Genomic DNA, 12,391 nt, shown 5'->3' on the forward strand with positions numbered 1-12,391 from the left:
TAAAAATTACAGTAATGATTCTAAATAATGTTCTTCAATTTGATAGGCCTTTTTTAATTCGTCTATCTTTAAACTAACCTTTTCTTTATCTATGTTTTTAGAAGATTTCGAACCAATTAACATTACATTCTTACGCGTATGCTCGTTACTAATAAATTCAAATACCTTAGTATTATATTGATGCTTTTCTAAAATCAGTGCTCTTATGGTATCTGTGACCATTTCAAACTGACGTTCTTTAAAAATACCATATTTTAAGAGTGGACTCTCCTGTTCTTTTCCTTTTACCTGTTGGCGAATTTGCTTATGACAGCAAGGAGCACAAATAATCAATTCCGCATTAGCAGATAAACCTTTAAAAATGGCATCATCTGTAGCTGTATCGCATGCATGCAATGCAATTAAAATATCTATTTTTTCATTTTCATATTCTTGTATTGGCTTGGCAACAAAATATAATTCAGTAAAAGCACACTTTTTTGCAATTTCATTACAATACTTCACTAAGTTTTCTCTTAATTCAATTCCTGTAACATTTACAGCATGTCCTTTTTGGTTGACCAAATAATCATATAAAGCAAAAGTTAAATACCCTTTACCAGATCCCATATCAACAATATTGATTTTTTTTGACAGTTTAACCGACTTTAATTGAACTTCTATAATTTCAAGATACTTATTAATTTGTCGATACTTATCTGCCATTTTAGGAATAACATTTCCGTCCTTATCAGTAATTCCTAAATGAAATAAATAAGCACTATTTTCTGCTCTTTTTATTTTTTGCTTATCATGTATATCAGGTAATTTATTCTTAAAACTTGGATGTGTTTTTTTATAACTTACTTTTTTCTTTTTGGATACAAAAACTAACAAATCATTACTTAAAGTAAATAGGGAAGCTGCCCTAAACTTCTCAGAAAGTAACTCTTCAATTATTTCAATACTTTCATTTAAGTCGTAATTCTTAACCTGATCATTTGTACTATACCTATATAAAAATTGAAATGACAACTCTCCCTTTAACACTATCGGTCTTATATAAACATTCGGTAAAGCATCACTTTTACGTAATGGTTTACTTAATGTCAGTTTTACAAAGGTGTCTTCCTTGACACTGTTTTGAATTGCTTTGAAAAGTTCTTGTAAATTTTCCTTCATAATGCAAAAATAGGTAATTAAGACTTTTAAAACTTGCTTTGTGCTTGCTATAAAACTTGTTTAACTTTTCTATTTACTGTAGGGTAATTACAGCTGCAAAAATCTTTTTTATTATATTTATAATCAAACAGTTAAAACGATTTAACATGAGGGATTTATTTTTTTTCTTTATTTTTCTATTGTGTAGTTCTACTATTAAGGCGCAAAATCCTAATTTAAAGCTAACACAAGCTAAAGGTAAGTACCAAAACTTCTATTTTAAATCTCCTCAGAAATACAACAATAAAGCTCAAGAATTTAGAGTAATAAAAATAGAATTTTCAACTAGTTTTAAGGATGTTGATTCTAAGAACAAATACCAAATTTTGATTACAGGTAAAGTTAAAAGTAATAACGAACGCATTTTATATAATGCAAAAAATCTTGAAGAACTGAAGTATTATCAAAACATATTTCGTAAAAAATATAAAAAAGTGCTACTCACTGAGTATAGTTATTTTGTAAATAAAAAAAAATACTACGACACTTCTATTTCAGTTGAGTTTTGATAAAGAACTATATTGTACATGTTTTTAAAAACACATACCGTACAAAGTATAATTCATCATATTTATACGGTAAGTATTATTAGTTTCTACTCTCTAAAACTTCTTCAATATCAGTAAGGTTAAAACCTTTAGCTTTTAACAGAATTAAATAGTGATATAATAAATCTGCGGCCTCATTTTTAAACAACTCTTCATTATTGTCTTTTGCCTCAATAACTAATTCTACTGCCTCTTCCCCAACTTTTTGAGCTACTTTGTTAATCCCTCTTCTAAACAACTTGTTGGTATAAGATTCTTTTGAATTTGAGTCAATTCGATTGTGAATTGTTCTTTCTAACTGGTATATAAATCCTTTAGCCGTGTCTTCTGCAAAACAAGATGTAAATCCTTTATGACAAGTAGGACCAACAGGATCTGCTTTTATTAAAAGTGTATCATTGTCACAGTCTAATAAAATATCTTTTACGAAAAGATAGTTTCCAGATGTTTCTCCTTTTGTCCAAAGTCTGTTTTTACTTCTACTATAAAAAGTAACCTTTCCTTCTTCTTTTGTTTTTGTAAAAGCTTCTTCATTCATATACCCCAACATTAATACTTGTAGTGTTATGTTATCTTGTATTATAACTGGTACTAATCCATTAATCAAAGGAATTAGTTCGGTACTTTTTTTAAAATCTATGTTCATCTTATTGGAATATTCTTTTGTTTTAATGCTTCTTTTAATTTTGGAATTGGAATTTCTCCAAAGTGAAATATACTAGCGGCCAAACCAGCGCTTGCTTGAGTTTTTGTAAAAACTTCTGTAAAATGTTCTTCTTTACCTGCTCCACCAGAAGCTATTACTGGAATATTAAGTCTTTCACTAACTTCTTTTGTAACTTCAATATCAAATCCATTTTTAGTTCCATCGCTATTCATAGATGTTAAAAGTATTTCTCCCGCTCCAAGCACTTCTACTTGTTTAGCCCAAGCAACTGTTTCTAAATTTGTTTCATTAGTCCCTCCTTTAGTAAATACTTTCCATGTTCCTGATACATTTTTAGTATCTATAGCAACCACAACAAACTGACTTCCAAACCGTTCTTTTAATTTAACTATTAACTCCGGGTTCTTAACTGCAGATGAGTTGATACTAATTTTATCTGCTCCTGCTTTTATCAAAGCTAAAGCATCTTCTACTGAGCTTATTCCTCCTCCAACAGTAAATGGAATATTTATTTCTTTAGCTATTCTTTCAACCAGTTCTACCAGTGTTTTTCTATTTTCGAGTGTAGCAGTTATATCTAAAAAAACCAACTCATCAGCTCCATCTTTTACATATTGTTTTGCTAATTCAACAGGATCACCAGCATCTTTTATATCAACAAAATTAACACCTTTTACAGTTCTTCCATCCTTTATATCTAAACAAGGAATTATTCTTTTCTTTAACATAATTTCTGTAATTCTTTTAAAGTTATTTTTCCTTCATAGATTGCCTTTCCTATAATTACACCTTCACAACCAATTTCTTTAACTTTATATAAATCTTCCATACGAGAAACTCCCCCACTTGCTATAAGATTTATCTTTGTTTTTTGCATTATCTCCTTATACAACTCGTTTGAGGTTCCTTGCAGCATACCATCTTTAGCTACATCAGTACAAATTACATTTGTAATACCAATTTCTTCAAAGTCTTTTATAAAATCTAAAACATCCACTTCAGAGGTTTGCATCCAGCCATGTGTAGCTATTCTTCTATTCTTACAATCAGCTCCCAAAATAATTTTATCATTTCCAAAGGTTGATAACCAATTAATAAAAGTATCTGGTTTTTTTACAGCTATACTCCCACCTGTAATTTGATTGGCTCCAGATTCAAATGCTATCCTTAGATCTTGATCAGATTTTAACCCTCCCCCAAAATCTATTTTCAAATTGGTTTTCGACGCTATACTTTCTAAAACTTTATAATTGACAATTTTACTCGACTTAGCTCCATCAAGGTCTACTAAATGTAAAAACTGAATTCCGTTAGCTTCAAATTCTTTAGCTACTTCTAATGGATTTTCGTTATATATTTTTTTTGTGTTATAATCTCCTTTGGTTAATCGAACGCATTTGCCTTCAATAATATCAATAGCTGGTATAATTCTCATTTTATAATTCTAAAAAGTTTTTTAATAATTGTGCACCTATTTGAGCAGATTTTTCTGGGTGAAATTGCATTGCATAAAAGTTATTCTTTTGCATTACTGAACTAAACTCCTTAATATAATCACAAGTTGCAATAGTTTCATTACAAGGTTCAGCATAATAACCATGTACATAATACATATTATCTTCTAAACAAATGTTTTTAAGCAATGGAGATGTTTCTATAGTAGAAAAACTGTTCCATCCCATATGAGGTACTTTATCTTGTGGAGGAAACTTCTTAGTTTTTGCGTCAAAAATCCCTAAACACTTCGTGTTTCCTTCTTCAGAAGATAAACACATTAACTGTAATCCAAGACAAATTCCAAGTACTGGTTGTTTTAAGGATAAAATAACTTTATCTAATTCTCTATTCTTTAAATAATTCATTGCTGAACTAGCTTCGCCCACACCCGGAAAAATTACTTTTGTGGCACTTCTAATTTCTTCTGGATTATCTGTAATGATACTTTTATATCCTAATCGAGAGATAGCATTTTGTACAGATCTAATATTTCCAGCATTGTATTTTATAATTGCAATCATTTATACTTCTAAATAATAATTTGATTTTTTTATAATGCTCCCTTTGTAGAAGGTAAAATCATTTTCGATACATCTCTTTTAACTGCCACTTTTATGGCCTTTGCAAAAGCTTTAAAAATTGCTTCTATTTTATGATGCTCATTAATTCCCTCAGCTTTAATGTTTAAGTTACATTTTGCACCATCTGTAAACGATTTAAAAAAGTGATAGAACATTTCTGTTGGCATTTTTCCAATCATTTCACGTTTAAATTCTGCATCCCAAACTAACCAGTTTCGCCCTCCAAAATCAATTGCTACTTGTGCTAAACAATCATCCATAGGTAAGCAAAACCCATAACGTTCAATACCTAATTTATTACTTAAAGCTTTCGCGAAGACTTCCCCTAAAGCAATAGCCGTATCTTCAATGGTATGGTGTTCATCAACCTCTAAATCTCCAGCAACCTGTATTGACAAATCCATTTGTCCGTGACGTGCAATTTGATCCAACATATGATCAAAAAAGGCTATTCCCGTATCAATATTACTAGTACCATCACCATCTAAATTAACCGCTATCTTAATTTGAGTTTCATTTGTATTTCGTTCTATAGATGCTGATCTTTCTTTGAGTTTCAAGAATTCATAAATGGTATTCCAATCATTGCTTTCTAAGGCTATATAAACATCTAGCTCATCTCTTTTAACAGTTATTTCATCCGCACCTAAATATGTTTCATCATTAATATAAATTCCTTGTGCTCCCAGGTTTTTTGCTAATTCTACATCTGTTAATCGATCTCCAATCACAAATGAATTTGTTAAGTCATATTCATCAGAAAAATATTTTGTTAATAAACCTGTGTTTGGTTTTCTTGTAGGTAAATTATCTTTAGCAAAAGTTCGATCAATAATTTCATCTTGAAACTCTATTCCTTCTTCTCTTAGTGTATTCATTACGAAATTATGCACAGGCCAAAATGTATTTTCAGGATAAACATCTGTTCCTAAGCCATCTTGATTGGTAACCAATACTAACTCAAAATCAAGCTCTTTGGCTATTTTACTTAATCCTTGAAATACTTTTGGATAAAATTGTAATTTTTCAAATGAATCTGTTTGTTCATCTGCTGGTTCTTTAATTAAAGTTCCATCTCTATCGATAAATAATACTCGTTTCATTTTTTATAATTCTTTTAGTGTGTTGATTAGTTTTAAATTCTCTTCTGGGCTTCCAATTGTTATTCGTAAACAATTCTTAACTAAACTATTTCTATTTCTAGTTATAATTTTCTTATTTACTAATATTTTATAAAGTTCATTAGCATCTTCTACTTCAACTAATACGAAATTTGCTTCGGTTGGATATACTTTCTTTACAATAGGTATTTGTTGTAATTGAGGAATCATTTTTTCACGCTCAATCAATAATATGTTTTTTTCAATTTCAAATTTTGTTTGACTATTTAATGCCAATAAAATAGCTTCTTGATTTAAAGAACTTACATTGTATGGAGGCTTTACTTTATTATATAAGTCAATAATCTTTTCGTTTGCATACGCAGCACCAACTCTTGCTCCGGCCAATCCCCAAGCCTTGCTAAATGTTTGACTTACGACTAGATTCGGATAATTTTCAATCTCTGAAATAAAAGATGCTTTAGTACTAAAGTCAATATAAGCTTCATCAATTATTACGATTCCATGATAGTTATTTAGAATATAAAGTATCTCTTCTTTATTGATAATATTTCCTGTAGGATTATTTGGAGAACAGATAAATATTAGTTTCACATCATCCATTTCTAAGTAAGGTTGCAACTGATTTAGATTAATTTGAAAATCAGCTAGTAAAGGCTGTTTAATTAATTCTATATTGTTTATAGCCGCAGATACATCATACATTCCATAAGTTGGCGAAAATGTTAATGCTTTGTCCCTACCTGGTTCACAAAAGATTCTAAATGCCAAATCAATTACTTCATCACTTCCGTTTCCTATGAAAATTTGACTTGCCTTTGTTTGTTTTATATCAGAAAGTCTTTTTTTAATATTTACTTGTCTAGGATCTGGATAACGGTTTAATGTACCAAATGGATTTTCATTAGCGTCTAAATAAACTTCTGCTGTTCCTTTAAACTCATCTCTTGCAGATGAATATCCTGCTAATTCTTTGATATTTGTACGAACAATATTTTCTAAACTAAACATTATTAACTTCTTTTAATCTTACTGAAACTGCATTTTTGTGCGCTTGTAAACCTTCAGCTTCTGCCATTAACTCTATAGCATTTCCAATATTTACAATTCCCTCTTTTGTGATTTCTTGAAAAGTAATTTTCTTTATAAAACTGTCTAAAGAGACTCCGCTATAATTTTTTGCATACCCATTGGTTGGTAAGGTATGATTAGTTCCACTAGCGTAATCTCCTGCACTTTCACAACTATAATTGCCTAAGAAAACGGATCCTGCATTGGTTATCTTTTCTATATAATCTGAAGCTTTACTAGAAGCTATTATCAAGTGCTCTGGCGCATAAACATTACTAAACTCAATACATTCTTCTATAGAGTTTAACACTACTGAAAAACTATTTTCTAAAGCTTTTGAAGCTATCTCTTTGCGTTCTAAACTTGATAATTGTTTTTCTAATTCTTTGATAACTCTATTTATGGTATTCTCATCAGTCGCTGTCAAAACAACTTGGCTATCAATTCCATGTTCTGCTTGAGAAAGTAAATCCGCCGCTACAAATTCAGTATTAGAAGATTCGTCTGCAACTACTAAAACCTCACTTGGTCCGGCTGGCATATCAATCGCAATACCTTCTTGTTGAACTAACTCTTTTGCTTTAGTTACATACTGATTTCCTGGCCCTAGGATTTTATATACATTCGGTATCGTTTCTGTTCCATATGCCATAGCTCCAATTGCTTGTGCTCCACCAACTTTAAAAATTCTTGTAACTCCTACCAATGAAGCTGTGTATAAAATTGCCGGATTTATTTTTCCTTCTTTGTTTGGTGGTGTGCATAAAACTATTTCCTTACATCCAGCAATCTTGGCAGGAATACCTAACATCAAAATAGTTGAAAACAAAGGAGCGGTTCCTCCAGGAATATAAAGTCCTACTTTTTCTATTGCTACGCTTCTTCTCCAACAAGAAACTCCTTTTGTTGTTTCTACTTTTGTTTCTTGTTCTTTTTGAGAAGTATGAAATCTTTCAATATTACTTTTTGCCAATTGAATTGCTTCTTGCAATTCTTTTGAAATTAGGGTTTTTGCTAATGTTATTTCTTCGTTGGTTACTTGTATAGAAGAAAGCTCTACTCCATCAAACAATGCTCCATATCGAATCAATGCTTCGTCTTTATTTTGCTTAACATCTTCTAAAATTGTAATTACTTTTTTCTCAAGATTAGCTTGATTTAAAGTGGCTCTTTTACAAATAGAAGCCCATTCTTTTGTTGGTGGATTTTTAATTGTTTTCATAATATTACACAACCATTTTTTCTATTGGACAAACTAAAATTCCTTCTGCACCATTACTCTTCAACTCGTCAATTATTTCCCAAAACTCATTTCTGTCTAGTACAGAGTGCACCGAACTCCATCCTTCTTCTGCCAATGGCAATACTGTAGGGCTTCGCATTCCTGGTAAGATGCTAATAATTTTATCTAGTTTCTCATTAGGTGCATTTAACAATATATATTTTGATTTTCTCCCTTTTAAAACAGACTGAATTCTAAACTGAAGTTTATTCAACACCTCTTTTTGTTCTTCTTCTATTTTTGGAGAAACTGCTAAAACCGCTTCCGAAGTAAGTAAAACTTCTACTTCTTTTAAGTTATTCTTAAACAAGGTAGAACCACTAGATACAATATCACAAATACCATCAGCCAAACCAATATTTGGTGCAATTTCAACCGATCCATTAATTATGTGCAATTGTGCTTCTATATTATTTTCTTTTAAAAAGCCTTTAACTGTTTCTGGATAAGACGTTGCTATCTTCTTCTTATTAAAGTAAGATATTCCAGTATAATTTTCATTTTTAGGAATGGCTAGTGAAACCTTACATTTGGAAAATCCAAGCTTTTCAATAAATTCAATTCCCGTTCCTTTTTCAATCAGCAAATTCTCTCCTATAATTGCTGCATCAACTACTCCGTCTTTTAAGTACTGCGGAATATCACCATTTCTGAGATAAAAAACTTCTAACGGAAAGTTACTTGCTGACGCTTTTAATTGATCTTTACCATTATCAATAGATACTCCACATTCCTTTAGTATTTGAAGAGAATCTTGGTTAAGTCTTCCTGATTTTTGTATGGCTATTTTTAATTTACTCATTTTATTTAGTTTGGTTTGAGTAAATCTTTTTGGAAATTATTTCTTGGCGCCTGATCGAAATAAAAAACCCGTTTGATTTACTCAAACGGGTTTTAAAATATATTTAGAATTTATTCAATACATTTTCAGCTCGCTTGAGTGCAAGTATGAAAATGATGATGATGTAATTGAATAAAATTCATTTCTTTCTTTTTTGTCTTTGCAAATATTTAGAATTTATTTTTTAGAATCCAAATTTTTTTTCCAAAAAATAAATTTCCAAAAAATTATATAACACTAATTTAAAATTTAAACTTACAAATGACTTAATAAATCGTACAAACTTTCACTTTTTTCTAATCCCATCTTTTTCTTAATTCTATAACGTGTAGTTTCAACACTTCTAGGTGAAACATTTATAAGTTGAGCTACCTCTTTACTTTTTAAGTTCGCTACTATATAAGTACAATGTTTTAAGTCATTTACAGATAAGCTTGGCGCAACTTTTTTCAATTTATTGAAGAATTCTGGTCTTGTTTTTTCAAATTGAATTTTGAAATCTTCCCACATTTCTTCTTCAGATATTAAATCAGATAACTTTCTATTAATCATTATTAAGTACCTAGATGTATCCAAACTATTATCTAAATATCCTTCAATATCTTTACAAACTTTCCTTATAGAATCATTATATGTTGATATTCTCAAAACTCTAGAAAAAAGAGCTTGTTCATTTAATTTTAATAAATTTTCATTCTCTCTTTCATTCTTATACAACTCCTTATTTTTCTCTTTTAAATCTATTATAAGTTCCTTTAATTCTAAATTAAGTTCGTTGATTTTTTCATTCTTCTTTTTGTCTTTCTTTCTAAAATAAATTAATCCAGACAACAGTAAAATCAATAATATAATTGTTAAAATACTCCAATATAACTGACGTCTCTGATCTTTAATAATTTCATTGTTTTTTTCTTTTAAATCTTTCTCTAACTCTAACTCACGCATATAAGAGTCTTCTAAATATGCCTCTTTATATTTAATAGCCGCTCTTAACTCCACAATTACTTCTTTATAGTAAGCTAAAGCTTTAATCTCTTCATTCTCTTCCTCATATAATTTTGCATAAGCTTCATTGATTAAACTTGTTGTATAATTATAACTATCCTTTGGAAATTCAATACTCTTGGCTTTTTTTAAATACTCATAGGCTTTTTCAAATTCTCTAAGCTCTAGGTAATTGTCGGCAATAAAATAGTACAATCTTTTGAGTCCTGTAAGTTTTTTATGTTGATTGATTAACTCTAAATATCTAAAGGCATACTCGTTCGATTCTGACCACTGCTCTCTCCTTCTTGAGTTTATCGTAAGATTATAATAGGCATCTATTCGTTGTGGAAACTCCTCTATTTGTTCATATTTAGAAATTGCTTTCTTAAATAACTCTTCCGCTTTTTTATAATCTTTTTTGCTTAATGATGCTGATACTCCTCTTGAATTGTATATAGTTCCTTGTAGAAGGATATCATTTGTTTTATTAGCTAGTTTAAATGAATTAGAAAAAAGTTCTTCTGAAACTTTGTATTGTTGGAGAAATAGATTTTTGACTCCTCTTAAATAATATATTTTACTATTAATGGAATCTTCCTCAATTGTTCTATTATTTATTTTCACATAACGAAGAATACTATCCAATAACTCTTCATTTTCTGTTTTTTGAAATAAATAGTAATCATTTACTATTTTCTTTTTGTACTCATTGGTAGAGATTTCTTTTTGTTGTCCGAAACAGAAGGTACTTATAAAAACCAACAATAAGGGGGCATTCCATTTTCTCATTCTTATAAATTAATGGTTGTTTTTATATACGTCAATTATACTACACTAGTTTTTACACAAAAAACTTTAATGTAAAAACACATCAAATCTACTACATAAGCTTTTTTAAGGTGCCTAATAAATACATTTGCCTTGAAGTTACTTAGTTCTTCCCTTTTACTATTTAACTTTAAATATTTTAAGTTACCAAAGTATAATGATGTTTCCCCTAATTCTTCGTTGTTGATATTTTTGGTAACTTTTTCGTTTTACAAATTTTAATTTAAAACAAGTAGTTCTTAACGATCAATCCTATTATTTCAAAAATAAAAAAAATACATAACTAGGTTAAAATAATATCAATTTAACAAAGAAGGGCTCAAAAGTACCACTTCATCTTTATTCAATCCAATTTTTTTACAATTAATAACTGAATGTTCTAAAATCTAACACTACAAATCTACTACATAGCCTTATTACCTGTGTTTCTCTTATATATTTGCTTTTAAAAATATAAAGTTTCCCCTAGACAAATAAAGTTACCATACATTTTACCTCTACTATTTTTTAATCCCTTACGTAGTTTTGATTGGTAACTTTAACTTATAAAAAAAACACCTGTTGATATCAACAGGTGTTTTTTTTATAAAATCTAATAGATTTAAATAGCTTAATTCTCTTTTATAGAATCAACATTACTTTCAATCATATTTTTAAGGCTTTCTAATTGCCCACTATCTTCATCTACATCAACGCTTCTCATCATTTTCATAATGGCATTAGGATTCATGTTCTCTCCTAATAATCTTGCAACTCCCACTCCCATTTCTTTCGAATCAACAAATCCTACAATCTCATCAATTGCATCCGTTTCTCCAATATAATATAAGGTTGCTTTTCCTTTTTTATCATTAAACTTCATCAATACTTTGTAGTCAGAATTTTTAAAGATGCCTTTAATCTTTTGTCTTTCTGCCGTTAATTCTTCTTCCGTTGCTTTATTTTTTGGTAAAAAAGCTACATTCACTTTTCTTATACTAGCATAGGCTTCTTTATCACTTTCAGAAGCTCCTTCTTTCATTTTAATTGGTAAAATACTTGAAGAAAAGTCTAAGGTTACAAACTTTGAATTGTCTTGACTTTCCACAATATATTTTTGTAGAGATGGTTTATTACAGGATACTAATGCAAACATTAGTATCGACATCGTATAAATTACATATTTTTTCATAATATTTTAATTTTAGTTGAAATAAGGCGAGCACTTGTCTCGCCCTAATTTAATGTTTTATTCTATTTTTCTTTATCAGAATATTTATGAGCAATCTTCGATAATTTGTTTACATCAATCTCCCCTGTTAAAGAAACAATCACAGACTCTGTACCTTGACCTTTTTCAGTGTTCTTAACAAACATTAATACTTCACTTACTAAATCTTTATTCTTAGTTGCTTTCACATAAATTTTCACACGAGAATCTTTGTCTTTCACTCTCATTAATTGTGTCAAATTCGAATTTTTGATGGCCTTGTTTACCATTCCTTCCATTTGAGCTGCAACACTTGAATTCTCGGTTTTGAAAAGCTTTAATTCATTTAATCCTTTTGCTGTATTGAAAATTTCCATATCGTCAGATTTTGCATCTGGAAATTTTTGTAACAATTCAAACATATCTTTTGTTACTACTACAGATGATACTTCATCTAAATCTTCTAATTTATCAAACAATGACTGTCCAAATGATACAGTTGAAGTAACTAAAAATGCTAATAATAATATTACTTTTTTCATGATTTTCTTATTTACGTTTACTTGGTTTTAATTTTTA

13 protein-coding genes are annotated in these 12,391 nt (G+C 29.4%); 1 reads left to right on the forward strand and 12 read right to left on the reverse strand.

Annotation, left to right across the window (positions count from 1 at the left end; genetic code table 11):
- Window positions 1-6: 6 nt before the first annotated feature.
- On the reverse strand, window positions 7-1,161 hold the full coding sequence (locus tag ABNT22_RS11180) for an SAM-dependent methyltransferase (protein WP_348719007.1): 1,155 nt from the start codon (window positions 1,159-1,161) through the stop codon (window positions 7-9).
- 146 nt (window positions 1,162-1,307) lie between these two features.
- Here ABNT22_RS11180 and ABNT22_RS11185 point away from each other — a divergent pair, with 146 nt between their 5' ends.
- Window positions 1,308-1,709, forward strand: coding sequence for a hypothetical protein (locus ABNT22_RS11185; protein ID WP_348719009.1), 402 nt, complete (start codon window positions 1,308-1,310; stop codon window positions 1,707-1,709).
- 79 nt (window positions 1,710-1,788) lie between these two features.
- Here ABNT22_RS11185 and hisIE read toward each other — a convergent pair whose 3' ends face one another.
- The 11 genes from hisIE to ABNT22_RS11240 form a co-directional block, all read right to left on the reverse strand.
- A complete protein-coding gene (gene hisIE / locus ABNT22_RS11190; protein WP_348719010.1) occupies window positions 1,789-2,394 on the reverse strand; it encodes a bifunctional phosphoribosyl-AMP cyclohydrolase/phosphoribosyl-ATP diphosphatase HisIE in 606 nt (201 codons plus the stop codon).
- Window positions 2,391-3,143, reverse strand: coding sequence for an imidazole glycerol phosphate synthase subunit HisF (gene hisF / locus ABNT22_RS11195; protein WP_348719011.1), 753 nt, complete (start codon window positions 3,141-3,143; stop codon window positions 2,391-2,393). Before hisF ends, hisIE begins: the two co-directional genes overlap by 4 nt.
- Window positions 3,137-3,850: a 1-(5-phosphoribosyl)-5-[(5-phosphoribosylamino)methylideneamino]imidazole-4-carboxamide isomerase gene (gene hisA / locus ABNT22_RS11200; RefSeq protein WP_348719012.1), complete on the reverse strand. Its 714-nt coding sequence runs from the start codon at window positions 3,848-3,850 to the stop codon at window positions 3,137-3,139. The genes hisF and hisA overlap by 7 nt, the downstream gene beginning before the upstream one ends.
- Window position 3,851: 1 nt before the next feature.
- Window positions 3,852-4,433: an imidazole glycerol phosphate synthase subunit HisH gene (gene hisH, locus ABNT22_RS11205; RefSeq protein ID WP_348719014.1), complete on the reverse strand. Its 582-nt coding sequence runs from the start codon at window positions 4,431-4,433 to the stop codon at window positions 3,852-3,854.
- Between the two features lie 29 nt (window positions 4,434-4,462).
- A complete protein-coding gene (gene hisB / locus ABNT22_RS11210; RefSeq protein ID WP_348719016.1) occupies window positions 4,463-5,596 on the reverse strand; it encodes a bifunctional histidinol-phosphatase/imidazoleglycerol-phosphate dehydratase HisB in 1,134 nt (377 codons plus the stop codon).
- A 3-nt stretch (window positions 5,597-5,599) separates the two neighbouring features.
- Window positions 5,600-6,625: a histidinol-phosphate transaminase gene (hisC, locus tag ABNT22_RS11215; RefSeq protein ID WP_348719017.1), complete on the reverse strand. Its 1,026-nt coding sequence runs from the start codon at window positions 6,623-6,625 to the stop codon at window positions 5,600-5,602.
- The gene (hisD, locus tag ABNT22_RS11220) at window positions 6,618-7,907 is read right to left on the reverse strand and encodes a histidinol dehydrogenase (RefSeq protein ID WP_348719018.1); all 1,290 of its coding nucleotides are present in this window, start codon (window positions 7,905-7,907) and stop codon (window positions 6,618-6,620) included. The genes hisC and hisD overlap by 8 nt, the downstream gene beginning before the upstream one ends.
- A 4-nt stretch (window positions 7,908-7,911) precedes the next feature.
- On the reverse strand, window positions 7,912-8,769 hold the full coding sequence (hisG, locus tag ABNT22_RS11225) for an ATP phosphoribosyltransferase (RefSeq protein ID WP_348719019.1): 858 nt from the start codon (window positions 8,767-8,769) through the stop codon (window positions 7,912-7,914).
- A 294-nt stretch (window positions 8,770-9,063) separates the two neighbouring features.
- A complete protein-coding gene (locus ABNT22_RS11230) occupies window positions 9,064-10,584 on the reverse strand; it encodes a hypothetical protein (RefSeq protein ID WP_348719021.1) in 1,521 nt (506 codons plus the stop codon).
- A 649-nt stretch (window positions 10,585-11,233) separates the two neighbouring features.
- Complete coding sequence (locus ABNT22_RS11235) at window positions 11,234-11,794, reverse strand: DUF4252 domain-containing protein (RefSeq protein ID WP_348719022.1); 561 nt, start codon at window positions 11,792-11,794, stop codon at window positions 11,234-11,236.
- A 62-nt stretch (window positions 11,795-11,856) separates the two neighbouring features.
- Window positions 11,857-12,354: a DUF4252 domain-containing protein gene (locus tag ABNT22_RS11240; RefSeq protein ID WP_348719023.1), complete on the reverse strand. Its 498-nt coding sequence runs from the start codon at window positions 12,352-12,354 to the stop codon at window positions 11,857-11,859.
- Window positions 12,355-12,391 lie beyond the last annotated feature (37 nt).

The sequence above is a fragment of the Tenacibaculum sp. 190130A14a genome (assembly GCF_964048965.1).
Lineage (GTDB): Bacteria > Bacteroidota > Bacteroidia > Flavobacteriales > Flavobacteriaceae > Polaribacter > Polaribacter polynesiense.